24 protein-coding genes are annotated in these 25,265 nt (G+C 59.7%); 20 read left to right on the top strand and 4 right to left on the bottom strand.

What is annotated here, in order from left to right:
• Positions 1 to 51: 51 nt before the first annotated feature.
• Entirely contained in the window at positions 52 to 879 is an 828-nt protein-coding gene (locus tag FHU12_RS21205) for a dienelactone hydrolase family protein (protein ID WP_060434760.1), read from the bottom strand.
• Positions 880 to 1,365: 486 nt separating this feature from the next.
• Here FHU12_RS21205 and udp point away from each other — a divergent pair, with 486 nt between their 5' ends.
• The 12 genes from udp (at position 1,366) to hemB (ending at position 12,138) form a co-directional block, all read left to right on the top strand.
• Entirely contained in the window at positions 1,366 to 2,127 is a 762-nt protein-coding gene (gene udp, locus FHU12_RS21200) for a uridine phosphorylase (RefSeq protein ID WP_004934432.1), read from the top strand.
• A gap of 294 nt (positions 2,128 to 2,421) precedes the next feature.
• A complete protein-coding gene (locus FHU12_RS21190; RefSeq protein WP_141971637.1) occupies positions 2,422 to 3,204 on the top strand; it encodes a tyrosine-protein phosphatase in 783 nt (260 codons plus the stop codon).
• 79 nt (positions 3,205 to 3,283) lie between these two features.
• Positions 3,284 to 3,814, top strand: coding sequence for a DedA family protein (locus FHU12_RS21185; RefSeq protein ID WP_141971635.1), 531 nt, complete (start codon positions 3,284 to 3,286; stop codon positions 3,812 to 3,814).
• A 140-nt stretch (positions 3,815 to 3,954) separates the two neighbouring features.
• Positions 3,955 to 5,502, top strand: a complete 1,548-nt coding sequence (gene rmuC, locus FHU12_RS21180) for a DNA recombination protein RmuC (protein ID WP_141971633.1) — start codon at positions 3,955 to 3,957, stop codon at positions 5,500 to 5,502.
• Positions 5,503 to 5,580: 78 nt separating this feature from the next.
• Positions 5,581 to 6,336, top strand: coding sequence for a bifunctional demethylmenaquinone methyltransferase/2-methoxy-6-polyprenyl-1,4-benzoquinol methylase UbiE (gene ubiE / locus FHU12_RS21175; protein ID WP_025304918.1), 756 nt, complete (start codon positions 5,581 to 5,583; stop codon positions 6,334 to 6,336).
• Positions 6,337 to 6,349: 13 nt separating this feature from the next.
• Positions 6,350 to 6,958 carry a ubiquinone biosynthesis protein UbiJ gene (ubiJ, locus tag FHU12_RS21170; RefSeq protein WP_141971631.1) on the top strand — a complete coding sequence of 203 codons (609 nt, stop codon included), beginning with the start codon at positions 6,350 to 6,352 and terminating at the stop codon, positions 6,956 to 6,958.
• Positions 6,955 to 8,586: a ubiquinone biosynthesis regulatory protein kinase UbiB gene (gene ubiB / locus FHU12_RS21165; protein ID WP_141971629.1), complete on the top strand. Its 1,632-nt coding sequence runs from the start codon at positions 6,955 to 6,957 to the stop codon at positions 8,584 to 8,586. Before ubiJ ends, ubiB begins: the two co-directional genes overlap by 4 nt.
• A gap of 80 nt (positions 8,587 to 8,666) precedes the next feature.
• Positions 8,667 to 8,930: a Sec-independent protein translocase subunit TatA gene (gene tatA / locus FHU12_RS21160; RefSeq protein ID WP_004934452.1), complete on the top strand. Its 264-nt coding sequence runs from the start codon at positions 8,667 to 8,669 to the stop codon at positions 8,928 to 8,930.
• Between the two features lie 3 nt (positions 8,931 to 8,933).
• Positions 8,934 to 9,491 (top strand): Sec-independent protein translocase protein TatB, encoded by a 558-nt coding sequence (gene tatB, locus FHU12_RS21155; protein WP_141971627.1) that lies wholly within the window; start codon positions 8,934 to 8,936, stop codon positions 9,489 to 9,491.
• A gap of 3 nt (positions 9,492 to 9,494) precedes the next feature.
• The gene (gene tatC / locus FHU12_RS21150) at positions 9,495 to 10,265 is read left to right on the top strand and encodes a Sec-independent protein translocase subunit TatC (protein WP_004934456.1); all 771 of its coding nucleotides are present in this window, start codon (positions 9,495 to 9,497) and stop codon (positions 10,263 to 10,265) included.
• Positions 10,266 to 10,318: 53 nt separating this feature from the next.
• Complete coding sequence (tatD, locus tag FHU12_RS21145) at positions 10,319 to 11,101, top strand: 3'-5' ssDNA/RNA exonuclease TatD (RefSeq protein ID WP_141971625.1); 783 nt, start codon at positions 10,319 to 10,321, stop codon at positions 11,099 to 11,101.
• A gap of 14 nt (positions 11,102 to 11,115) precedes the next feature.
• The gene (gene hemB / locus FHU12_RS21140) at positions 11,116 to 12,138 is read left to right on the top strand and encodes a porphobilinogen synthase (RefSeq protein WP_141971623.1); all 1,023 of its coding nucleotides are present in this window, start codon (positions 11,116 to 11,118) and stop codon (positions 12,136 to 12,138) included.
• Positions 12,139 to 12,183: 45 nt separating this feature from the next.
• On the opposite strand, the gene rfaH is transcribed toward hemB, so the two are convergent.
• Positions 12,184 to 12,672, bottom strand: coding sequence for a transcription/translation regulatory transformer protein RfaH (rfaH, locus tag FHU12_RS21135; RefSeq protein WP_039568044.1), 489 nt, complete (start codon positions 12,670 to 12,672; stop codon positions 12,184 to 12,186).
• 246 nt (positions 12,673 to 12,918) lie between these two features.
• Here rfaH and pepE point away from each other — a divergent pair, with 246 nt between their 5' ends.
• The 3 genes from pepE (at position 12,919) to fre (ending at position 15,979) form a co-directional block, all read left to right on the top strand.
• Entirely contained in the window at positions 12,919 to 13,644 is a 726-nt protein-coding gene (gene pepE, locus FHU12_RS21130; protein WP_141971621.1) for a dipeptidase PepE, read from the top strand.
• An 86-nt stretch (positions 13,645 to 13,730) separates the two neighbouring features.
• On the top strand, positions 13,731 to 15,227 hold the full coding sequence (ubiD, locus tag FHU12_RS21125) for a 4-hydroxy-3-polyprenylbenzoate decarboxylase (RefSeq protein WP_025304926.1): 1,497 nt from the start codon (positions 13,731 to 13,733) through the stop codon (positions 15,225 to 15,227).
• Between the two features lie 50 nt (positions 15,228 to 15,277).
• Positions 15,278 to 15,979, top strand: a complete 702-nt coding sequence (gene fre / locus FHU12_RS21120; protein WP_048795490.1) for an NAD(P)H-flavin reductase — start codon at positions 15,278 to 15,280, stop codon at positions 15,977 to 15,979.
• A gap of 172 nt (positions 15,980 to 16,151) precedes the next feature.
• Here fre and fadA read toward each other — a convergent pair whose 3' ends face one another.
• Together fadA and fadB are read right to left on the bottom strand one after the other, a co-directional pair.
• Entirely contained in the window at positions 16,152 to 17,315 is a 1,164-nt protein-coding gene (gene fadA / locus FHU12_RS21115) for an acetyl-CoA C-acyltransferase FadA (protein WP_025304928.1), read from the bottom strand.
• 10 nt (positions 17,316 to 17,325) lie between these two features.
• Entirely contained in the window at positions 17,326 to 19,515 is a 2,190-nt protein-coding gene (gene fadB / locus FHU12_RS21110) for a fatty acid oxidation complex subunit alpha FadB (RefSeq protein ID WP_141971620.1), read from the bottom strand.
• A gap of 233 nt (positions 19,516 to 19,748) precedes the next feature.
• Here fadB and FHU12_RS21105 point away from each other — a divergent pair, with 233 nt between their 5' ends.
• The 5 genes from FHU12_RS21105 to hemG all read left to right on the top strand — a co-directional run bounded on the left by FHU12_RS21105 (position 19,749) and on the right by hemG (position 25,045).
• Positions 19,749 to 20,945, top strand: a complete 1,197-nt coding sequence (locus FHU12_RS21105) for an MFS transporter (RefSeq protein ID WP_185742336.1) — start codon at positions 19,749 to 19,751, stop codon at positions 20,943 to 20,945.
• A 112-nt stretch (positions 20,946 to 21,057) separates the two neighbouring features.
• Positions 21,058 to 22,389 (top strand): Xaa-Pro dipeptidase, encoded by a 1,332-nt coding sequence (gene pepQ / locus FHU12_RS21100; protein ID WP_141971618.1) that lies wholly within the window; start codon positions 21,058 to 21,060, stop codon positions 22,387 to 22,389.
• Positions 22,389 to 23,003, top strand: a complete 615-nt coding sequence (locus FHU12_RS21095) for an IMPACT family protein (RefSeq protein ID WP_141971616.1) — start codon at positions 22,389 to 22,391, stop codon at positions 23,001 to 23,003. Before pepQ ends, FHU12_RS21095 begins: the two co-directional genes overlap by 1 nt.
• 35 nt (positions 23,004 to 23,038) lie before the next feature.
• Positions 23,039 to 24,490 carry a Trk system potassium transporter TrkH gene (gene trkH / locus FHU12_RS21090; protein ID WP_025304932.1) on the top strand — a complete coding sequence of 484 codons (1,452 nt, stop codon included), beginning with the start codon at positions 23,039 to 23,041 and terminating at the stop codon, positions 24,488 to 24,490.
• Positions 24,491 to 24,511: 21 nt separating this feature from the next.
• Complete coding sequence (gene hemG, locus FHU12_RS21085; RefSeq protein ID WP_025304933.1) at positions 24,512 to 25,045, top strand: menaquinone-dependent protoporphyrinogen IX dehydrogenase; 534 nt, start codon at positions 24,512 to 24,514, stop codon at positions 25,043 to 25,045.
• Positions 25,046 to 25,265 lie beyond the last annotated feature (220 nt).

The following is a 25,265-nucleotide window of genomic DNA, read 5'->3' as shown; positions in this document are numbered from 1 at the left end:
TTACTGGTGTGATGATTGGGCGCTTCGGCGCCCTTTTTTATGCGAGGGAAATTATTTGACGCCGTGCTGGGCGAACCACGCCAGCATGCGCTGCCAGCCGTCCTCCGCCGCTTCGGCGTTGTAGCTGGGGCGATAGTCGGCGTTGAACGCATGCCCGACCTCGGGGTATACCACGATTTCGGCCTCGGCGTTGGCGGCGCGGATCGCCTGGCGCATGGTTTCCACCGTCTCCAGCGGAATGCCGCTGTCCTGCCCGCCATACAGCCCCAGCACCGGCGTTGACAGGTGGGTGGCGACATCGACCGGATGCTTCGGTGAGTTCAGCGTTTTCTCGCCGACCAGTTTGCCGTACCAGGCGACCGCCGCCTTCAACTGCGGGTTGTGCGCCGCGTACAGCCAGGTAATGCGGCCGCCCCAGCAGAAACCGGTGATCGCCAGCTTGCCGGCGTCGCCGCCGTGGCGGATAGCCCAGTGCGCGGCGTGATCCAGATCCGACAGCACCTGACGATCCGGCACCTTGGTCACCAACTGCTGGAACAGCTCGCCGATATCGGTGTAGTCGTTGGCGTCGCCCTGGCGGAAATAGAGCTCGGGCGCGATCGCCAAATAGCCCTGCTTGGCCAGGCGGCGGCACAGATCCTGAATGTGCTCATGGACGCCGAAGATTTCCTGCACCACCAGCACGATGGGGAAAGGGCCGTTATGGTCGGCGGGTTTGGCGACGTAGGCCGGCAGCGCGTCGCCCTGAGAAGGGATGGTCGTTTGCCCGGCGTGAATGCCCTGTTCGTCGGTGATAATCGCGGAGGCGGCCAACGGCGCGGCGGCCGGGGCGAATCCCCCCTGAGCCTGTTCTAATGTCATCACATGTTCGGTTTTCATTGCGGTCTCCGTGCAATAGAAAAAAGCGCTGAGATTAACTATAGGAAAGATTACCCATTATTGGCGCTGCGTGGCGCACTTTCGGACAAGTCGATAAAAAACGGCTAATTATCTGGCTTTGCGGCATTTTTAAGCGCTTTTTATCATGTTATTACGCGTTTTGACCCGCGTAAGTGCCATAAGGTGCGTTAGAGGGCTTTTTTGTCCCTAAGCAACCGATAAGATGGGGGTATTTCGGATTGATGAGCTAGATAGTTTCAACGAGTAACCAATCGGCAGAGAGACAGCAAGATTTGTCGGCTAGACTGAGGTTCAGCGGTGCACAGAGGGCCATTAATGGGTTTTTTGTGACTAAATTCACAAAAAATATGTAGCATGTAATTTGTTTCTCTTTTCATAGTGACTATCGTCACGAAATTAAACGACGATTTTCAGTAGAGTGCTTTTTTGTTCCTCCCAATAAACATGATCCATGAGGAGTCTCGTATGTCTCAGTCTGACGTTTTTCATCTCGGCCTCACCAAGAACGATTTACAAGGGGCCCAGCTTGCCATCGTGCCGGGCGATCCGCAGCGCGTAGAGAAGATTGCCAAGCTGATGGAAAATCCGGTGCATCTGGCCTCCCATCGTGAATTCACTACCTGGCGCGCAGAGCTGGACGGCAAGGCGGTGATCGTCTGCTCCACCGGTATCGGCGGCCCGTCTACCTCTATCGCGGTGGAAGAGCTGGCGCAGCTGGGCATTCGCACCTTCCTGCGCATCGGCACCACCGGTGCCATTCAGGCCAATATCAACGTCGGCGACGTGCTGGTCACCACGGCGGCGGTACGTCTCGACGGCGCCAGCCTGCACTTTGCGCCGATGGAGTTCCCGGCGGTCGCAGACTTCGCCTGCACCACTGCGCTGGTGGAAGCGGCCAAGGCCAGCGGCGCCACCACGCACATTGGCGTGACCGCGTCTTCCGATACCTTCTATCCGGGCCAGGAACGTTACGATACCTACTCTGGCCGCGTCGTTAGCCGTTTCAAAGGCTCGATGGAAGAATGGCAGGCGATGGGCGTGATGAACTATGAAATGGAATCCGCGACGCTGCTGACCATGTGCGCCAGCCAGGGCCTGCGTGCCGGTATGGTGGCCGGGGTGATCGTCAACCGTACCCAGCAAGAGATCCCGAACGCCGAGACCATGAAAAACACCGAAAGCAAAGCGGTGCAGATCGTAGTGGACGCCGCCCGCCGCCTGCTGTAATCGCCTTCCCTCAACGGGCCGCCGACGCGGCCCGTTGAGGTTGATGACAAACTTCATGCCATTGCAGGGTTTGCAAAGAGCAGCGGATAACAAACAGGGAAAATCAATTTATTGATTTTCGGCTGATGGCCACAAAGGAGGAAAAACCACGTTTTTTCCTCCTTTGTCAACGAACTGAACGGGCCGCCGACGCGGCCCGTTTTTCCATTCGCGACGAATCTGTTACGGTGATACTCCTCAGCGCTGCGCCGATGGCCGCCGCGCGTTGTCATAACAAAAACAACGAGGACGTTTATGACCGCCCAGATCCTGCTTCATCCTTCGCTTGCGCCGCTCGACGGTGGCATCAATTTCCGCGACTTCGGTGGCAATGGCATGGCCGACGGGCGCCGCATCAAACGCGGCCTGCTGTTCCGCTCCGGTTCTCTCGAACGGCTGACGGAAAGCGACTGCACTTTCCTCGCCGGGGTGCCGGTGCGTTCGGTGCTGGACTACCGCGATGCCGACGAAGTGCAGGCAAAACCAGATATTCTGTGGAATGGCGCCGATTATCATCACGTGCCGGCCAACCCGCTGAGCAGCGAAGTTAACGCCAACCTGGAAAAGCTCACCAACGAAACGCTGGCCGCTTTCGACGCCCGGGCGTTCATGCTGGAGCTGTATCGCCGCCTGCCGTTTGGCAATGCGGCCTATCAGCGGCTGGCGCAGCTGTTGAGCAACCCTGGCGGCGGCGCGATCGTGCAGCACTGCGCGGTCGGCAAGGATCGCACCGGGGTCGGTTCGGCGCTGGTGCTGTTCGCGCTGGGCGCCGACGAAGCGACGGTACTGGAAGACTATCTGCTGACCGAAACCACGCTGGCCACTTTCCGCGAGCAGATGCTGGATCAGCTGTCTATCAAGCTGAATGCAGCGGCGCTGGAGCAATTCGCCTACGTGCTCAGCGCGCGCGAGGAGTTCCTGATGACGGCGTTGGGCTGTATCCGCCGGCAATACGGCTCCACTGACCGCTGGCTGGAAGCGGAATACGGCCTGGGCGCGGCTCAGCGCGAAGCACTGCAGGCGTTCTACCTCGAGTAAATTGCCGCGTGTTTAGCCGGGGTTTAACTCGCCCCGGCCTATCCTAGGCGGCGAACCATCGCGTATCAGGAGCCCTGCATTGAGCCTCAATGACGTTATCAACTGGGTCAGCGACGTCGTGCGTCAGCACGAAGGCTGGGCCATTCCCATCATCTTCTTCCTGGCGTTCGGCGAGTCGCTGGCGTTTTTGTCGCTGCTGCTGCCGGCCACGGTGATCCTGCTGGCGCTGGGCGCGCTGATCGGCGAAAGCGGCATCGCCTTTTGGCCGATTTGGGCCGCCGCCGCCGCCGGGGCGTTTTTCGGCGACTGGCTCTCTTACTGGATCGGCTATCACTATCAGGATCGCGTGGCCCATATGTGGCCGCTGTCGCGCAATCCGCAGCTGCTGGCGCGCGGCCATGCCTTCTTTGAGCGCTGGGGCGCGCTGGGCATTTTCATCGGCCGCTTTTTCGGCCCGCTGCGCGCCGTGGTGCCGCTGGTGGGCGGCATTTGCGGCATGCCGCAGCGCTATTTCCAACTGGCCAACGTCACGTCGGCGATGATCTGGGCGTTCGGCATTCTGGCGCCGGGGGCGTTCGGCATCAAGTGGCTCAGCCAGTGGCTGGGCTGATTTCTCGCTAAATTGCGCAGCGCCGCGCAATATTGTGCGCGGCGGGCAAAATCAGGCTGGACATCCATACAGCCTCCCCTTAACGTGACGGGCAATGGGCGTGCGAAACGCCGGAACGGCAAGGTGCAACAGGAGGCAGGGTGGATACCAGTCTGATTTATGGGATTGGCGGCGTAGCGATCGGCATGCTGTTGGGGTGGCTGATCGCCAGTCTGCGGGTGCAGCAGACGAATGCGCAACATGAAACCGAGCTGCGGTTGCTGGAGCAAGCGTTGCAGCAGGCGCAGCAGGAAACGGCCGCGCGGCAGGAGACTCTGCAGCGCCACGAGCAGCAGCTGCGGCAGAGCGAGCTGGAGCTGCGTAACCTGCACAGCCAGCTGGCGGCCGGGCATGAAAAGCTGCAACAGCTCAATCATTGGCGCAACGAATGCGAGCTGCTTAACCAGGAGCTGCGCGCCCAGCGCGAGGTTAACAGCGCGCAGGAGGCCGAGCTGCGCGAAGTCACCATCCGTCTGGAAGAGACGCGTATGGCGGCGGAGGAGAAGCAACGCCTGCTGATCAACAGCGAACAGCGCCTCACCACCCAGTTTGAAAATCTCGCCAACCGCATTTTTGAACACAGCGGCCGCAAGGTGGACGAGCAAAATAAGCAAAGCTTGGATCGTTTACTGCTGCCGCTGCGCGAACAGCTGGACGGTTTCCGCCGCCAGGTTCAGGACAGCTTTGGCCAGGAAGCGCGGGAGCGCCACACGCTGACGCACGAGATACGTAATCTACAGCAGTTGAACGCGCAGATGGCGCGCGAGGCCATTAACCTCACCAAGGCGCTGAAAGGCGACAACAAAACGCAGGGCAACTGGGGTGAGGTGGTGCTGAGCCGGGTACTGGAGGCCTCTGGCCTGCGCGAAGGGCACGAGTATGAAACGCAGGTCAACGTGCGGGTGGATCACCAGAGCCGCATGCAGCCCGATGTGATCGTGCGCCTGCCGCAGGGCAAGGATGTGGTGATTGACGCGAAGATGTCGCTGATCGCCTACGAGCGCTATTTCAACAGTGAAGACGAGGTGGAGCGCGAAGCGGCGCTGAGCGAACATATCGCCTCGCTGCGCGGCCACATTCGCATGCTGGGCCGCAAGGACTATCAGCAGCTGCCGGGGCTGCGCTCGCTGGACTATGTGCTGATGTTCATTCCGGTCGAGCCTGCCTTCCTGCTGGCTATCGATCGCGAGCCGGAGCTGATCAGCGAAGCGCTTAAGCACAACATCATGCTGGTCAGCCCGACCACGTTGCTGGTGGCACTGCGTACCATCACCAATCTGTGGCGCTATGAGCATCAGAGCCAAAATGCCCAGCGCATCGCCGATCGCGCGGCGAAACTGTATGACAAGATGCGGCTGTTCGTGGACGATATGTCCGCGCTGGGGCAGAGCCTGGACAAGGCGCAGGGCAGTTATCGTCAGGCGATGAACAAACTGAGCGAAGGCCGTGGTAATCTTATCGGCCAAATTGAAGGTTTCCGCGCGCTGGGGGTTGAGGTCAAACGGCCGATCAACCCGCTGCTGGCGCAGCAAGCCGGCGCGCAACACGATGACGCGGAAGAGGCGAACGACGATGATGTCGCCGCGCTGCCGCAGACGAAAGACGATGACGATACCGCCGGGGAACCGGGCTTCGTTTCGCACGGCTGAGGCTGTGGCGAGGTGGGGTATTCCCCAGGCTTCTGGTACACTCATCCACACAAAATTGACTGAATAGCAGGCAGGACAATGGCAGATCAACCGCAGGAAACCACCGATTTCGGTTTTCGCACCGTCGCTAGAGACGAAAAACAGGCCATGGTGGCGGACGTTTTTCATTCGGTAGCGGCAAAGTATGACGTGATGAACGACCTGATGTCGTTCGGCATCCACCGTATCTGGAAGCGTTTCACCATTGACTGCAGCGGCGTGCGCCGTGGGCAGCGCGTGCTGGATCTGGCCGGCGGCACCGGCGACCTGGCGGCCAAGTTCTCCCGCATGGTTGGCGAGCAGGGGCAGGTGGTGCTGGCGGACATCAACGATTCGATGCTGAAGATGGGGCGCGAGAAGCTGCGCGATCGCGGCATCGTCGGCAACATCAATTACGTGCAGGCCAACGCTGAAGCGCTGCCGTTCCCGGATAACTACTTCGATTGCATCACCATCTCCTTTGGCCTGCGCAACGTCACCGACAAAGACAAAGCGCTGCGCTCGATGTTCCGCGTGCTGAAGCCGGGCGGCCGCCTGCTGGTGCTGGAATTCTCCAAGCCGCTGCTGGCACCGCTGAGCAAGGCTTACGACGCCTACTCCTTCCACGTGTTGCCGAAGATCGGCGAGCTGGTGGTGAAAGATCCTGACAGCTACCGCTACCTGGCGGAATCGATCCGTATGCACCCCGATCAGGAAACCCTGAAAGGCATGATGGGCAACGCCGGTTTTGAAAACGTCACCTATTTCAACCTGACCGGTGGGATTGTCGCCCTGCATCGCGGCTTCAAGTTCTGAGAGGGAGATGCCGATGCTGTTTACCCCTCTGCTGACCGGTGCGCTGGAAACCTCGCTGAATAACCTGCTGTTTCGCGATCGCAGCATGAAAGCTGCTCGCCAACGCCTGGCGGGCAAGGTGCTGCGCATCGAACTGGAAGAACTGGCTTCACCGCTGGTACTGGTGTTCAGCGAACTGCGTGTGGACGTGCTGGGGCAGTCTGAAGACAGCGCCGATTGCACCGTGCGCAGCCGCATTCCCGCCTTACTGAAGCTGCGCGATCGCCAGCAGTTGCCGGTGCTGATGCGCAGCGGCGAATTGACGGTGGAAGGCGATATTCAGGTGGTGCAACAGCTGGTTGGTTTGCTCGATCTGGCGGAGTGGGATCCGGCGGAATGGCTGGCGCCCTATATCGGCGATATCGCCGCCCAGGGCATTACGCAGGCGCTGGGAAAAGGCGCCTCGCTGTTGAAAAGCAGTTTTATGCGCCGGCAGCAGGACGTGGCGGAGGCGCTGACGGAAGAGTGGCGCCTGGCGCCGGGGCCGCTGGAAGTGGTGTGGTTCAATGAAGAAGTTGATGCACTCGCCCGCAGCGCGGAAGCGCTGATTGCTCGCATGGATCAGTTGGAGGGCAAGCGATGACCCCAGGCGAACTGCGTCGTTTGTATTTTATCGTCCGCGTTTTTCTCAGCTATGGATTGGACGAGCTGATCCCGACAATGCGTTTGACGCTGCCGCTGCGCTTTGGCCGCCGGCTGCTGTTCTGGATGCCGAATCGGCATAAGGACAAACCGTTGGGCGAACGCCTGCGGCTGGCGCTGCAGGAACTGGGGCCGGTCTGGATCAAGTTTGGCCAGATGATGTCGACCCGCCGCGATCTGTTTCCGCCGCAGATTGCCGATCAGCTGACGCTGCTGCAGGATCGGGTAGCGCCTTTCGACGGTGCGCTGGCACGTAAGCATATCGAGCTGGCGATGGGTGGCCCACTGGAAACCTGGTTCGACGATTTCGATCAGCAGCCGCTGGCCTCTGCCTCGATCGCGCAGGTGCATACCGCGCGGCTCAAAACCACCGGCCAGGAAGTGGTGCTGAAGGTGATCCGGCCGGATATCGGGCCGATCATCAAGGCCGACGTGCGCCTGATGTACCGGTTGGCCGGCTGGGTGCCGAAGCTGTTGCCGGACGGCCGCCGTTTGCGCCCGCGCGAAGTGGTGCGCGAGTACGAGAAAACCCTGCTGGACGAACTGAACCTGCTGCGCGAAGCGGCCAACGCCATTCAGCTGCGCCGCAATTTCGACGGCAGCCCGATGCTGTACGTACCGGAAGTTTATTCCGACTACTGCCGTGAAAGCGTATTGGTGATGGAGCGCATCTACGGCATTCCAGTCTCGGACATCGCCACGCTGGAGCAGCAGGGCACCAACATGAAACTGTTGGCGGAACGCGGTGTTCAGGTGTTCTTTACCCAGGTATTCCGCGACAGCTTCTTCCATGCGGACATGCATCCCGGTAATATTTTCGTCAGCTACGAACATCCGGAAGATCCTTGCTACATCGGCATCGACTGCGGCATCGTCGGCTCGCTGAACAAGGATGATAAACGCTACCTGGCGGAAAACTTCATCGCCTTCTTCAACCGCGATTACCGCAAGGTGGCGGAACTGCACGTCGACTCCGGTTGGGTGCCGCGCGACACCAATGTGGAAGACTTCGAATTCGCTATCCGCACCGTGTGCGAGCCGATTTTCGAGAAGCCGCTGGCGGAGATTTCCTTCGGCAACGTGCTGCTCAACCTGTTCAACACCGCACGCCGCTTCAATATGGAAGTGCAGCCGCAGCTGGTGTTATTGCAGAAGACCTTGCTGTATGTTGAAGGGCTGGGGCGTCAGCTCTACCCGCAGCTGGATCTGTGGACCACCGCCAAGCCGTTCCTCGAGAGCTGGCTGCGCGATCAGGTCGGCATTCCTGCCGTGGTGCGCGCGCTGAAAGAGAAAGCGCCGTTCTGGGCGGAGAAGCTGCCCGAACTGCCCGAGCTGTTTTACGACAGCCTGCAGCAGCATAAACTGTTGCAACAAAGCGTTGATAAGCTGACCAACCAAATGCAGGCTCAGCGGGTTCGTCAGGGGCAGTCACGTTATTTGTTCGGCGTTGGCGCTACACTCTTGGTAAGCGGCACGCTGCTGCTGCTGGGGCAAGTCGAGGTGTTTCCCGCCTGGATGATGGCCGCCGGCATCGTATGCTGGGTGATTGGCTGGAAGCGAACCACCTGATTTAATTCGTCACTCTGGTAAAGTCGGCCCTATAATGCGGGCTGTCTTTGAAAGACCCTTTAAAATTAGAGGTAATTAAAATGGGCGGTATTAGTATTACGCAATTGTTGATCATCGCAGTGATCGTGGTGCTGCTGTTCGGTACCAAAAAACTGCGCACGCTGGGCTCCGATCTCGGTGCCTCGATCAAGGGCTTCAAGAAGGCGATCGGCGACGACACGCCGTCGACCCCCAACACGGCTGAGAAAAGCAGCCTGGATGACGCTGACTTCTCGGCCAAGCCTATTACCGATAAGCAGCCGGAAGTGAAACCGGAAGAGTCGAAGAACAAAGAGCAGGTATAAACCGTGTTTGACATTGGGTTTAGTGAGCTGCTGTTGGTGCTGGTGATCGGCCTGGTTGTCCTGGGGCCGGAACGGTTGCCGGTCGCGGTCAGAACGGTGTCGGGCTGGATCCGCGCGCTGCGCTCGCTGGCGGCCTCGGTGCAGCACGAACTGTCTCAGGAACTGAAGCTGCAGGAGCTGCAGGACAGCTTGAAAAAAGCGGAACAGGCCGGCCTGCAGAACCTGACGCCGGAGCTGAAGGCGTCGATGGATGAGCTGAAAGACGCGGCGGAATCATTGAAACGCACCTACCGGGGCGAGAAAGAAGAGCTGGCGAACACCATTCATAACCCGCAGGCCATCGATCCGGAAGCCTTGCACGACGGCGTGACGCCGGCGGAAGCGGCAACCAGTGCCAGCGCGCCCGCCGCGGTGCCAAAACCGGCAGTGGAACCTGAAACCGTTGCGGCTGCGCCTGTGGCGGCGCAACCGGCTAAAGCGCCGGTGGAAACCGCGCCTGCTCCTGTCGAACCTGTTGCGGATAAAACCCCAGCGTCTCACCAACCTAGTGGCGATCGTTAATACATGGCTGTTGAAGATACCCAACCCCTTATCAGTCATCTGATAGAGCTGCGCAAGCGGCTGTTGAACTCGATTATTTGCGTGCTGGCGGTGTTCGTGGTGCTGGTGTTTTTCGCCAACGACATCTACCAGCTGGTCTCTGCGCCGCTGCTCAAGCAGCTGCCGGCCGGGGCGAGCATGATCGCCACCGACGTGGCGTCACCGTTCTTTACGCCGATCAAGCTGACCATGATCGTCTCGGTGTTCGTCTCCGCGCCGATGATTCTGTATCAGGTGTGGGCATTCATCGCGCCGGCGCTGTATAAGCATGAACGCCGCCTGATGATGCCGCTGCTGGTGTCCAGCAGCCTGCTGTTCTACCTCGGTATGGCTTTCGCCTACTTCATCGTGTTCCCGCTGGCCTTCGGCTTCTTTGCCAAGACCGCGCCGATGGGGGTGACCATTGCGACCGACATTAAAAACTACCTCGATTTCGTCATGGCGCTGTTTATGGCGTTTGGCGTCGCCTTCGAAGTGCCGGTCGCCATCATTCTGCTGTGCTGGAGTGGTGTCACCTCGCCGGAAGATCTGAAGAAGAAACGGCCGTATGTGTTGGTCGGCGCGTTTGTGGTCGGCATGCTGCTCACGCCACCGGACGTGTTCTCGCAAACCCTGTTGGCGATACCGATGTATCTGCTGTTTGAAGTGGGGGTGTTCTTCGCTCGCTTCTATACTGGAAAACGTCGTCCACAGGCGGAAGAAGAAGACGAGGGTGACGAACCCCCAGCCCCCTGATCCATCTTGATTGCGAAGCCGCCCATTGGGCGGCTTTTGCTTTGGAAAAAACCATGTTTGATATCGGCGTTAATCTCACCAGCAGCCAGTTCGCCAAAGACCGCCAGGCGGTGGTGGAACGCGCCCGCGCCGCGGGCGTGACGGGGATGTTGATCACCGGCACCGATCTGCCGGAGAGCCGTGAGGCCGCCAAACTGGCGCAGCAACATCCGGGTTATTGCTGGTCCACTGCCGGCGTGCATCCGCATAACGCCAGCAGTTGGGATGAACACGCCGCCGAGCAGATTTATGCCCTGGCCGCGTGCTCAGAAGTGGCGGCGATCGGCGAATGCGGCCTGGATTTCAACCGCAACTTCTCGACGCCCGCGCAGCAGGAAGCGGCGTTCACCGCACAGCTGGCGCTGGCGGAGGAGTTGGCGCTGCCGGTGTTTCTTCATTGCCGCGACGCACACGCACGTTTTGCCGAGCTACTGACGCCGTGGTTGGATAAACTGCCCGCGGCCGTGGTGCACTGCTTCACCGGCACCGCCGAAGAATTAACAAGCTGCCTGTCGCTGGGCCTGTCGATCGGGATTACCGGTTGGGTCTGCGACGAGCGGCGCGGCCTGGAATTGCGTGCCCTGTTGTCGCAGATCCCGGCCGAGCGTCTGCTGCTGGAAACTGACGCCCCTTATTTGTTGCCCCGGGATTTACAGCCTAAACCCGCATCTCGCCGCAACGAACCCTGTTTCCTGCCCCATATCGTGCATCAGGTCGCCGTCTGGCGACAGGAAGAGCCGCAATGGCTGGGGCAAAAAACCGATGAGAACGCCCGCCGGCTATTCCGGCTGGTTTGAGCTAGGAGAAAACTATGAGCTATGCATTTCCGGGTACCTTCCCTGGTCGCCGTATGCGCCGCGTGCGCCGTCATGACTTCAGCCGCCGCCTGGTCGCCGAGAATCAACTGACGGTCAACGACCTGATTTATCCGGTGTTTGTCATGGAAGGCAGCAATCGCCAGGAAGAAGTGGCCTCGATGCCGGGCGTATCGCGCATGACGATCGATCTGCTGGTCAAGGAAGCGGAAACCATCGCCAAACTCGGCGTGCCGGTGATCTCCCTGTTCCCGGTAATCGAACCGGGCCTGAAATCGCTGCATGCGGAAGAAGCCTATAACCCGGAAGGGCTGGTACAGCGCACGGTGCGTGCGCTGAAAGACGCGGTGCCTGAGCTGGGCATTCTGACTGACGTAGCGCTCGATCCCTATACTACCCACGGGCAGGACGGGATCATCGATGAGCAGGGCTATGTGATTAACGATGTGACCAAAGACATTCTGGTGCGTCAGGCGCTGTCCCATGCCGAAGCGGGTGCGGAAATCGTGGCGCCGAGCGACATGATGGACGGCCGCATCGGGGCGATCCGCGATCGTCTGGAATTGCAGGGCCTGGTGAATACCCAGATTATGGCCTATTCCGCCAAGTATGCTTCCTGCTACTACGGCCCGTTCCGCGATGCGCTGGGCTCCAGCGGCAATCTGAAGGGCGGCAACAAGAAGACCTATCAGATGGATCCGGCCAACAGCGATGAAGCGCTGCAGGAGATTGCACAGGATCTGCAGGAAGGCGCGGACATGGTGATGGTGAAACCGGGCATGCCGTACCTGGACGTTGTGCGCCGCGTGAAGGATACCTTCGGCGTGCCAACCTTCGCTTATCAGGTGTCCGGCGAGTACGCCATGCATATGGCGGCGATTCAGAACGGCTGGCTGCAGGAGCAACCTGCGGTGATGGAGTCGTTGATGTGCTTCAAACGCGCCGGCGCCGACGGTGTGCTGACCTACTTCGCCAAGCGTGTCGCCCAGTGGCTGCACGACGACGCGATGCGTCGTTAAGCGCAAAGTGAGCCAACAAAAAGGCGCCTGAGGGCGCCTTTTGCATTACATCTTCTGGAACTGTCGGTTGTCGATGCTTTGGCTGACCTGTTTGTTGATCAGATTCAGCAACAACATGGAACGCGCCTCGCCGTCCGGCTCGGTGTAGATCGCCTGCAGCCCTTCGAACACGCCGTCAACGATCAGAACGGTATCCCCCGGCTGCGGGGTTTCCGGATCGACATAGGTTTCGCTGGCGTGCGTGCGCAGCTCATCGATCACCTTGTTCGGGATCACGCTCGGCAACGCACCGAAACGCACGAAGTGGCTGACGCCGCGGGTGGCGCTGATGGTGGTGGTGTGAATGCGCTCCGGGTCGAACTCCACAAACAGATAGTTGGGAAACAGGGGTTCGCTGACCGCGATGCGCTTGCCGCGCACGATCTTTTCCAGCGTGATGATCGGGCTGAGGCAGTTTACCTGCTGCCGTTCCAGATGTTCCTGCGCTCGCAACAGCTGACCGCGTTTGCAATAAAGTAGATACCAGGATTCCATAATTTCACATGCCTTTCTGCCAGCCGGTAAGCATATCAAAAGCTATTCCGGATACATAGTGATGCAAGTTTCAGCGTGTAACATCACCTATCTCTATGAATATGCGGCTATTAGCGAGGGGTCACACACTTTTCGATACGGCGCTGGTATAACAGAGAGCTAAAAATTTGTTACCGTCACAGTATGACAAGGCGTTGTGCTACCGGCTGTGACGCTATTCATCGTTTTTGACCGAGGGGGAAAGAAATGGAGCTGTTTCTGTTGAGCAACGGCAAGCTGTCTGGCGAAGCCGAGCTGCTGGGGTATGCCAAAAGCCAACTGCTGGCGATGATTGCGCGTCGCGGCATCAAATCCGCCGTCTTTATCCCTTACGCCCTGATCCGCTACGACTACGACCAGCGTGCGCAGGAGCTGGCGCAAACGCTGGGCATCGACGTCACCAGCATCCACCACGCCGCTTCGCCGGCGGCGGCGATCGCGCAGGCGGAGTGCATTTTGGTCAGCGGCGGCAATACCTGGTTGCTGAACCAAATGCTGCACGAACAAGGCCTGATCGTGCCCATTCAGCGCGCGGTGCGCGAGCGTGAAGTGCCTTACGTCGGCTGGAGCGCCGGTTGCAACGTGGCCACGCCGAGCATTCGCACTACCAATGACATGCCGGTGCGCTGCAGCGTGGTGCTGCCGGCGCTGGGGCTGTTCCCGGTGCAGATCAACCCGCATTACATCGACGCGCATATCAGCGGCCACATGGGCGAAACCCGTGACGAGCGCCTGGCGGAGTTCTGCGCGATCAACCCGAGCGAATCGGTGGTGGCGCTGCGTGAAGGCAGCCTGCTGCACGTTGAAGGCAATGCGCTGCGTTACTTCAGCGCCAACGGGCAGGGCTTCAAGGTGTTCCGCCACGGTGAGGAGACGCGTGAATACCAGGATACGCGTGCGCTGGCCACGCTGGTGCCGTTCAACTGCGGCTGAGGGCCACCCCGCAGAGGGCGGCGTTAACAAAATTGCAGCAACAACCGTGAAGAGGGCTTATAATGCCCTCCCCACTGGCCGTTATAATGATCAGCATGAAATACCGTGACTTACGCGATTTCCTCTCGTTGCTGGAGAAGAGAGGGGAACTAAAACGCATCAGCCAGCCGATCGATCCTTACCTGGAAATGACGGAGATTGCCGATCGCACCCTGCGGGCGGGCGGCCCGGCATTGCTGTTTGAAAACCCGAAAGGCTACGACATGCCGGTGCTGTGCAACCTGTTCGGTACCGCCAATCGCGTGGCGATGGGCATGGGGCAGGAAGACATCAGCGCGCTGCGCGAAGTTGGCAAACTGCTGGCGTTCCTCAAAGAGCCGGAGCCGCCGAAAGGCTTCCGCGATCTGTTCGACAAAATGCCGAAGTTCAAGCAGGTGCTGAACATGCCGACCAAGGTGCTGGGGTCCGCGCCTTGTCAGGAGCAGGTATGGCAGGGTGAGGATGTCGATCTGGGCCGTATTCCGGTGATGCACTGCTGGCCGGAAGACGCCGCGCCGCTGATCACCTGGGGGCTGACGGTGACCCGTGGCCCGCATAAGGAACGGCAAAACCTCGGCATCTATCGTCAGCAGGTGCTGGGCAAGAATAAAGTGATCATGCGCTGGCTGTCGCATCGCGGCGGCGCGCTGGATTATCAGGAGTGGTGCCAGGCGCACCCCGGCGAGCGTTTCCCGGTTGCGGTGGCGCTGGGCGCCGATCCCGCCACTATCCTCGGTGCAGTCACGCCGGTGCCGGATACGCTGTCTGAATATGCCTTTGCCGGGCTGCTGCGCGGCAATAAAACCGAAGTGGTCAAGTGTCTTTCCAACGATCTGGAAGTGCCAGCCAGCGCCGAAATCGTGCTGGAAGGTTATATCGAGCCGGGTGAAATGGCGCCGGAAGGCCCCTACGGCGACCACACCGGTTACTACAATGAAATCGACCAGTTCCCGGTGTTCACCGTCACCCACATCACCCAGCGCCGCAACGCGATCTACCACTCGACCTATACCGGCCGCCCGCCGGATGAGCCGGCGATCCTGGGCGTGGCGCTGAATGAAGTGTTCGTGCCGATCCTGCAAAAACAGTTCCCGGAAATCGTCGATTTCTATCTGCCACCGGAAGGGTGCTCGTACCGCCTGGCGGTAGTGACCATGAAAAAACAGTACGCCGGCCATGCTAAACGCGTGATGATGGGCGTCTGGTCGTTCCTGCGGCAGTTTATGTACACCAAATTTGTTATCGTCTGTGATGACGACGTCAATGCGCGCGACTGGAACGACGTGATTTGGGCGATCACCACACGAATGGATCCGGCAAGGGATACCGTTCTGGTGGAGAATACGCCGATCGACTATCTGGACTTCGCCTCGCCGGTTTCCGGTCTGGGTTCGAAGATGGGGCTGGACGCCACCAATAAATGGCCGGGTGAAACCGATCGCGAATGGGGCCGTCCGATTCAGATGGATGAAAAGGTACGTGCGCGCGTCGACGAAATCTGGGATGAGCTCGCAATCTTCAGTGACAGGGAACCGACGCTGTAGCGTCAGGCTCTGTTCTCAGCTTTGCATTGATGACCCGACAGAGGGAACGCATGACAATATTGAGCTGTAAAGTGACCTCGGTAGAGGCCATTACCGATACGGTTTATCGGGTACGTCTGGTGCCCGAGCAGCCGTTTTCTTTCAAGGCAGGGCAATATCTGATGGTGGTGATGGACGAGCGCGACAAGCGCCCGTTCTCGCTGGCATCAACCCCGACGCAGCAAGATTACATCGAGCTGCATATCGGTGCTTCGGAGCTGAATCTGTACGCCATGGCGGTGATGGATCGCATCCTGAAAGAGCAGGCGATCACCGTTGACGTGCCGCATGGCGACGCCTGGCTGCGGGAAGAGGGCAGCCGTCCGCTGGTGCTGATCGCCGGCGGCACCGGCTTCTCTTACGCGCGTTCAATCTTGTTGACCGCGCTGGAGCAGCAGCCCGATCGCGACATTTCGATCTACTGGGGCGGGCGTGAGCTGAAGCACCTGTACGATTTGAGCGAGCTGGAAGCGCTGTCGTTGCAGCATCCGAATCTGAAGGTGATCCCGGTGGTCGAGCAGCCGGAAGCCGAATGGCGCGGCCGCAGTGGTACCGTGCTCAGCGCGGTGTTGCAGGATTTCGGTACGCTGGCGGAGCACGACATCTACATCGCCGGGCGTTTCGAGATGGCGAAAATCGCCCGTGAGCGTTTCTGCGCCGAGCGCGGCGCGCAGGAAGCGCATATGTTCGGCGACGCGTTTTCGTTTATCTGACCGAGGCGATACGCAGTGAACGGGGTGGCCGAGGGTCGCCCCGTTTTTATTTGGGCGCCGGCAAACTTCAGGCATAAAAAACCCGCCCCTGACAGGCGGGAAGAACGGCAACTAAACTTGGCGGGATGCCGCGATTTGAAGTGGTGACGCGGTCATCCCAAGATAGACACAGCTAAACGCGTTCAAAGACGGTGGCGATTCCCTGGCCCAGGCCGATGCACATGGTCGCCAGGCCGAACTGTGCGTCGCGACGTTCCATGTTGTTCAACAGGGTGGTCGAGATGCGGGAGCCTGAACACCCCAGCGGGTGGCCGAGCGCGATGGCGCCGCCGTTCAGGTTGATCTTGTCGTCGATGCTGTCCATCAGCCCCAGATCCTTGATGCACGGCAGCGACTGGGCGGCGAACGCTTCGTTCAGCTCGAACAGATCGATGTCCTGCACGCTCAGACCGGCGCGTTTCAGCGCCAGCTTGCTGGCCGGCACCGGGCCGTAACCCATGATGGAAGGATCGCAGCCGACGACCGCCATCGAGCGGATGCGGGCGCGAGCCTTCAAACCGAGCGCTTTGGCGCGCGATTCGCTCATCAGCAGCATGGCGGAAGCGCCGTCCGACAGGGCGGAGGAGCTGCCGGCGGTGACGGTGCCGTTGACCGGATCGAACGCCGGGCGCAGGGCCGACAGGCTTTCGACGGTGGTTTCCGGGCGAATGACTTCGTCAAAATCGTAACGGGTCAGCACGCCGTCGGCATCATGGCCGTTGGTCGGAATGATCTCGTTTTTGAAGTAACCTGCCAGCGTCGCCGCATGCGCGCGCTGGTGGGAGCGGGCGGCGAACTCATCCTGCATCTGGCGGCTGATATTGTGCATCTTGGCCAGCATTTCGGCGGTCAGTCCCATCATCCCGGCGGCTTTGGCCACGCTGCGGCTCAGGCCCGGATGGAAATCCACGCCGTGGTTCATCGGCACATGGCCCATGTGTTCCACGCCGCCGATCAGGCTGACGTGTGCGTCGCCAACCATGATGGCGCGCGCCGCGTCGTGCAATGCCTGCATCGAAGAGCCGCACAGGCGGTTGACGGTCACCGCCGGCACGCGGTGCGGGATCTCGGCCAGCAGCGCGGCGTTGCGGGCAATGTTGAAGCCTTGTTCCAGCGTCTGCTGCACGCAGCCCCAGTAAATGTCATCGATCTCGGCGGCGTCCAGCGCCGGGTTGCGGCTCAGCACTTCACGCATCAGGTGAGCGGAGAGATCTTCGGCGCGTACCTGGCGGAAGGCGCCGCCCTTGGAGCGGCCCATCGGCGTGCGTACGGCATCAACAATAACTACGTTTTCCATCTTTATGACCTCATGCCGGTTGGCGGGTTGCGACGTCGGACAGCGGTGTCGCCACCGGGTAGTAGCTTTCATTGCGCTCGGCCTTGGCGCGCAGACCGGCCGGCACCTGGTACAGGGCGCCGAGGTGTGCGTAACGCTGGGCCAGCTCAACGTAGTTGGCGGTGCCGAGCGTATCCAGGTAGCGGAACGCACCGCCGTGGAACGGAGGGAAACCGATGCCGTAGACCAGTGCCATGTCGGCTTCGGCCGGGCTGGCGACGATCTTCTCTTCCAGGCAGCGAACCACTTCGTTGATCATCGGGATCATCATGCGCGCGATGATCTCTTCGTCGCTGATGGTCTGGCGCGGTTGGCTCACTTCGGTCAGCAGCGCATCGGTCTGCTCGTCGTTGTCCTTGCGCGGCCTGCCTTTGTTGTCCTGGCTGTAGCGGTAGAAGCCCAGCTGATTTTTCTGACCGAAGCGCTGGTTGTCGAACATCACGTCAATGGCGTCGCGATAGTCTTTGCTCATGCGATCCGGGAAGCCGGCGGCCATTACCGCCTGCGCATGGTGCGCGGTGTCGATGCCCACGACGTCGAGCAGGTAGGCCGGGCCCATCGGCCAGCCGAACTGTTTCTCCATCACTTTATCGATCTGACGGAAGTCGGCGCCGTCGCGCAGCAGCAGGCTGAAGCCGGCGAAATACGGGAACAGCACGCGGTTGACGAAGAAGCCCGGGCAGTCGTTCACCACGATCGGCGTTTTGCCCATGCGGCTGGCGTAGGCCACCACTTTGGCGATGGTGTCGTCGCTGGTCTGTTCGCCGCGGATGATTTCAACCAGCGGCATGCGGTGTACCGGGTTAAAGAAGTGCATGCCGCAGAAGTTTTGCGGGCGCTTCAACGATTTTGCCAGATGGTTAATCGGAATGGTCGAGGTGTTCGACGCCAGAACGGTGTCCTCACCGATCAGGTTTTCCACTTCCGACAGCACGGCGGCTTTGACCTTCGGATTCTCGACGACCGCTTCAACGATCACCTGCGCACGCTCGATGCCGGCGTAGTCCAGCGTCGGCTGAATGGTCGACAGCACCTGCGCCATTTTCAGGCCATCCAGCTTGCCGCGTTCCAGTTGCTTATTGAGCAGCTTGGCCGCTTCGTTCATGCCCAGCGTCAGCGATTTGTCGCTGATGTCTTTCATGATCACCGGCACGCCTTTCAGCGCCGATTGGTAGGCGATACCGCCGCCCATGATGCCGGCGCCCAGTACCGCCGCCTGTTTCGGCGCATCCACATTCTTGGCCAGCTTTTTCGCCTGGCCTTTCACGAACTGATCGTTAAGGAAGATGCCGACCAGCGCACGCGCTTCGTTGGATCGCGCCAACGGCACGAAGCTGGCGGTTTCCAGTTTCAGCGCCTCATCGCGGCCCAGCTTGGCGGCGGCTTCAATGGTTTTCACCGCGGTCATCGGTGCCGGGTAATGTTTACCGGCGGTCTGCAGCACCATGCCTTTGGCGGTGGTGAAGCTCATTGCCGCTTCGATCGGGCTGAGCTTCAGCGGCTCCAGCTTAGGTTGACGCGCGGCGCGCCAGTCCAGCTTGCCGTCGATCGCCTGTTGCAGCATTTTCAGCGCTGCTTCGGCCAGTTTTTCCGGTGCTACCACCGCATCCACCAGGCCGACTTTCAACGCGTCTTTGGCGCTGACGTCTTTGCCGGCGGCGATGATTTCCAACGCGCTGTCGTTACCCAGCAGGCGTGGCAGGCGGACGGAACCGCCGAAGCCCGGCATGATGCCCAATTTGGTTTCCGGCAGGCCGATGCGCGCGTCCGGTGAGGCGACGCGGAAATCGGTCGCCAGAATGCATTCGCAACCGCCGCCGAGCGCATAGCCGTTAATGGCCGAAATGGTCGGTACCGGTAAATCTTCCAGCCGGTTAAAGACGTTGTTGGCGAACACCAGCCATTCTTGCAGCTTTTCAGCCGGTGCGGCGAACAGAGAAAGGAATTCGGTGATATCGGCGCCGACGATAAACGCGGCTTTGGAGGAGCGCAGCAGCAGCCCCTTCAGCTCAGGCTGGTTTTCCAGCACGGTGAGCGCTTCGCCCAGGCTGGCGACGGTGCGGGTGTCCAGCTTGTTGACCGAGCCCGGTGCGTTGAACACCAGCTCGGCGATACCGTTATCGAGCCAGTGCAGTTGTAATGTTTCGCCTTGGTAGAGCATGTCTATCTCCTGAATCAGCGTATGATCTGGTATGACCAGATGAAGAGGAGTGTGGTTTTTATGTTAAAAATATGCAAATGAGAGATTGCATATTTGCTGGTTTGATCACATGTCGCCAAGTTACTTTTTTGATTTGAAACGAAGTTATATTTTATGTGCTATCGGCATTTGCTGGAGTTTGTCGGCACTCATACACTTGCCTGCAGCGATTGATCATTCAGACGAGGTAAGGCATGACTAAGGCGGCTTGTGTCAAACGCAGCGGCTTATGGAGTATTCCCGCCAGAACCATGACGCTGGCGTGTCTGTTGGTGTTTATGGCGCAGATGGCGACGACCGTGTATTTGCCTTCGCTGCCGACGGTGATGCGGGAGTTGGCGATGAGCCGACGCGCCACCGAGCTGTCCATTTCGATCTTCGTCATCGGCGCCGCTTTGCCAGTGCTGTTCTGGGGGGCGGCCGCCGATCGCTTTGGCCGCCGTGCGCCGCTGACGCTGTCTTTGTTTCTTTTCATTGGCTGCAGCGGGCTGTTGGCGCTGTGCAGCAACGGCACCCAGCTGTTGGCGCTGCGTGCGCTGCAGGGGGTGGGCGCCGGTGGCGCGGCGATCATTGCGCGTATCATCGTGCGGGATAACTGGAGCGGTGACGAGCTGGCGCGACGGCTGTCGGTGCTGTCCATCGCTTTTATCACCGCGCTGGGCGGCGGCCAGTTCGTCGGCGGCCTGCTCAGCCAATATTCACACTGGCAGATGGGCTTCGTCTTGATGGGCACCACCGGTTTGGCCATTCTGGCGCTGATGGCGACGCTGCCGCTGGAGGCAGGGCGCGCCCGCGGGCCACGCCCGGCGATGGTGGCCACCTACTTCGCCATCCTGCGGCGGCCGGGATTTTTTTGGCCGGCCTGCGTCGGCGGGCTGGGTTTCGCCACCACGGTGACGCTGCAGGAGGTGAGCCCGTTCGTCATGCAGCAGGGGTTTGGGCTCAACGTCACGGCGTTCGGCGCGCTGGGGCTGGTGATCGGCATCGCCTACTTTAGCGGCGCGTTGGCGGTGAACCGCACGGTGGCGCGTGTCGGCGGGAAAAAACTGATGCAAACCGGCAGCGGCATCGTGGCTCTGGCGACGGTGGCGATCCTGATATTGTGGTGGAGCGGCATTTTGGCCGGCCTTTCCGGTATGGCGCTGTTCATCGCGCTGTATTGCCTGACCATTTTTGGCCAGGCGGTGCTGTTTCCCAACAGCATGGCGATGGCGGTCAGCGACGCTAAAGAGTACGGCGCCTATGCGATGGCGCTGTGCGGCTTTCTGCAGCAGTGTCTGGCGGGCGTTGCTGCGGCCGGCGCGGTGTTGTTGGAGCACCATGGTCTGTGGACGCTGGCGATAGCGTTGCTCGGCCTGGCCGGCTGGCTCATGGTTAAACTGCGGATGTAACGGCATTTGCAGGGAATTGCGAGCTGCTCCGCATGCCCAACGCGATGAGGTTGGAGCGTCGGAGCGCTGTGTTAAGATGACTTCTTTCGTGCTAAGGCATAAGGGTACTGTGATGGAAACGCTGGCTTCTTTGTATAACGACCACCTGGCAGAGCTGCAAAAACGCGCGCGCGAAGTGCTGGAGCGCAACAAGTTGGATGCGCTGCTGATTCACTCCGGGGAACTGCAAAAGGTATTTTTGGACGACCATAGCTATCCGTTCAAAGTGAACGCGCATTTCAAAGCCTGGGTGCCGGTGACGTCGGTGCCGAACTGCTGGTTGTGGATCGACGGTGTCAACAAGCCGAAGCTGTGGTTCTACTCCCCGGTCGACTACTGGCACAGCGTAGAACCGCTGCCGGACAGTTTCTGGACCAAATCCCTTGAATTGATGCCGTTGGCCAACGCCGACGCCATTGCCCAGCAGCTTCCGCCGCAGCGCGAGCGCGTGGGCTATATCGGTTATGCGCAACAGCGCGCCCGCGATCTCGGCATCCCTTCTGAGAACATCAACCCGAAAGCGGTGTTGAATTACCTGGATTTCCACCGTTCGATCAAAACCGGCTATGAGCTGGCCTGCATGCGCGAAGCGCAGAAGACGGCGGTAACCGGCCATCGTGCGGCGCATGAGGCCTTCCTCTCCGGCATGAGCGAGTTCGACATCAACCTGGCCTACCTGACGGCGACCGGCCACCGCGATACCGACGTGCCTTACGACAACATCGTGGCGCTGAACGAACATGCTTCGGTACTGCACTACACCAAGCTGGATCATCAGCCGCCGGCCGAATCCCTGAGTTTCCTGATCGACGCCGGTGCGGAATATAACGGCTACGCCGCCGATCTGACCCGCACCTACGCGGCGCAAAGCGGTAGCGAGTTCGCCCACCTGGTGAAAGATCTCAACGGTGAACAGCTGGCGTTGATCGACACCATCAAGACCGGCGTGCGCTATACCGACTACCATGTGCAGATGCACCAGCGCATCGCCAAGCTGCTCAAGAATCACAAGTTGGTGAACGGCCTCAGCGAAGAGGCGATGGTTGAAACGGGTATCACCACGCCGTTCCTGCCGCATGGGCTGGGCCATCCATTGGGTCTGCAGGTGCACGACGCCGCCGGCTTTATGCAGGACGAGCAAGGCACCCATCTGGCGGCGCCGTCCAAGTATCCGTTCCTGCGTTGCACCCGCGTGTTGCAGCCGGGCATGGTGTTGACCATCGAACCGGGTCTGTACTTCATCGAATCTCTGTTGGCGCCGTGGCGCAGCGGTGAGCTCAAGCAGCACTTCGCCTGGGATCGCATCGATGCGTTGAAGCCGTATGGCGGCATCCGTATCGAAGACAACATCGTGATCCATGAAAAGCGCATCGAGAACATGACGCGCGATCTGAACCTGGCCTGATGCGGCCGTACCCGATACCGGCGGAAGCAACCTGCTTTACCGAAGAAATAAAGAAGAGCCGTTTTATCACCCTGCTGGCGCCGACCAGCGGGGTAGAAGCGGCAAAGGCGTTTATTCGGCAGGTGCGGGATGAGCACCCGGCGGCGCGGCACCATTGTTGGGCTTTCGTCGCTGGCAGCCCCGATGACTCGCAGCAGCTGGGGTTCTCCGACGACGGAGAACCGTCGGGCACCGCCGGAAAACCGATCCTCGCGCAGCTGATGGGCAGCGGTATTGGCGAAGTGACCGCCGTGGTCGTTCGTTACTATGGCGGCGTCAAGCTGGGCACCGGCGGGCTGGTGAAAGCCTATGGCAACGGTGTTCAACAGGCGTTGAAGCAGTTGGCGTTGGCACAAAAGGTGCCGGAAGCCGAATATATCTTGCAGTGCGACTATGCGCAGTTGGCGCTGGTGGAGAACTTGCTGCAGCAAACCGCAGGTCGGATCCTGCAGGGCGAATACGGCGCCGCCGTTGTGCTGCATCTAGCCTTGCCGACCACCGAGGCCGAGCTGTTTGGAAATAAATTGCGTGATCTCAGTCGCGGTAATTTGCAATTAACCCCCATTTCGCAATAATTCCTCCCAATTGAATTGCTAAGGATCGTGCTGAAATGCATTTTCGCGCCATAACCCGTATCGTTGGTCTGCTGGTCATCCTGTTCTCCGGGACGATGTTTATTCCTGGCCTGGTGGCATTGATTTACCGCGATGGGGCGGGGCGCGCGTTCAGCCAAACCTTCTTCGTGGCGCTGACCATCGGTCTGATGCTGTGGTGGCCGAACCGCAAACAGAAACACGAGCTGAAGCCCCGAGAAGGCTTCCTGATCGTCGTGCTGTTCTGGACCGTGCTGGGCAGCGTGGGGGCATTGCCGTTCCTGTTTTCGGAACGGCCCAACCTGTCGCTGACCGACGCCTTCTTTGAATCCTTCTCGGGATTGACGACCACCGGCGCGACGACGCTGGTGGGATTGGACTCGCTGCCGAAGGCCATTCTGTTCTATCGCCAGATGCTGCAATGGATGGGCGGCATGGGGATCATCGTGTTGGCGGTGGCGATACTGCCGATACTCGGCGTCGGCGGCATGCAGCTGTATCGGGCGGAAATGCCCGGACCGCTGAAAGATAACAAGATGCGTCCACGCATCGCCGAAACCGCCAAAACCCTGTGGCTAATCTATGTGTTGCTGACCGTCGCCTGTGCGCTGGCGCTCTGGGGGGCTGGGATGTCGGTGTTCGACGCCATTGGCCACAGTTTCTCGACCATCGCCATCGGCGGTTTTTCTACCCACGACGCCAGTATCGGTTATTACGCCAGCCCGACCATCAACACCATCATCGCCGTGTTCCTGCTGATTTCCGGCTGTAACTACGGCCTGCACTTCGCTTTGCTGAGCGGCCGCAGTCTGAAGGTGTATGGGCGCGATCCTGAATTCCGCATGTTCATCTTCGTTCAGTTGACGCTGGTGGTGGTGTGTACGTTGGTGCTCTGGGGACATGGCGTCTATAAGAGCGGTATGGAAACGCTCAATCAGGCGTTCTTCCAGGTGGTATCGATGGCGACTACGGCCGGTTTTACGACCGACAGCATCGCCAAGTGGCCGCTGTTCCTGCCGATGTTGTTGCTGTGCTCGGCGTTCATCGGCGGTTGCGCCGGCTCGACCGGCGGCGGCCTGAAGGTGATCCGTATCCTGCTTCTGTACCTGCAAGGTTCGCGCGAGTTGAAAAGGCTGGTGCACCCCAACGCGGTCTATACCATCAAATTGGGCAACCGTGCGCTGCCGGAACGCATTCTGGAGGCGGTGTGGGGATTCTTCTCTGCCTATGCGCTGGTGTTTATCGTCAGCATGCTGGCGATCATTGCCACCGGCGTTGACGACTTTTCCGCGTTCGCCGCAGTGACGGCAACGCTCAATAACCTCGGCCCCGGTCTGGGCGTAGTGGCGGATAACTTCACCACGATGCCGGCGGCGGCCAAGTGGGTCCTGGTGGTGACGATGCTGTTCGGGCGCCTGGAAGTGTTTACATTGCTGGTGCTGTTCACGCCAACCTTCTGGCGTGAGTAAGCCTGATATAAGGAGTACGCCATGAAGGCATTGATACTTTATTCGAGCCGTGACGGGCAAACACGTGCTATCGCTTCTTATATAGCAAGCAAGTTGCAGGACACGCTGCGTTGTGAGGTGATCGATCTGCTGCAGGCAGAACAGGTCGATCTTAGCCAGTATCAGCAGGTGATGATCGGCGCTTCTATCCGTTACGGGCACTTTAACCCGGCGCTGGATAAATTCGTCAAGCGTCATGCTGAGCAGTTGAATCGGATGCCGAGCGCATTCTTTGCCGTCAACCTGACCGCGCGCAAACCGGAAAAGCGTTCGCCACAAACCAACGCCTATACCCGTAAGTTCCTGTTGGCTTCGCCGTGGCAGCCAAAACAGTGCGCGGTGTTTGCCGGCGCATTGCGTTATCCGCGCTATCGCTGGTTCGATCGCATCATGATTCAATTCATTATGCGTATGACGGGCGGTGAAACGGATACCAGTAAGGAAGTGGAGTACACAGATTGGCAACAGGTCGACCGCTTTGCCCAGGAATTTAGCCAGATCCAGTACGAAAAGTGACAAAAACGCGGGTTTGGCCAGCGTTTTGCCGAAAAAATCCGCGCTTGAAAAGTTTTTTGCATTTAGGGGTTGCGGCCCGCCGAGAACTCCCTATAATGCGCCTCCACTGACCGGGAACAACGACTGACAAGCCGCCGGGTCAGCGAGAGAAAAGCGAAATAAACGCTTGACTCTCCGGGTGAAAAGCGTAATATACGCCACCTCGAGTTAGCAAGCGAAA

Source organism: Serratia marcescens (genome assembly GCF_006715005.1).
GTDB lineage: Bacteria > Pseudomonadota > Gammaproteobacteria > Enterobacterales > Enterobacteriaceae > Serratia > Serratia montpellierensis.
The sequence above is the reverse complement of the archived record's forward strand: the minus strand, read 5'-3'. Positions and strand labels throughout refer to the sequence as shown.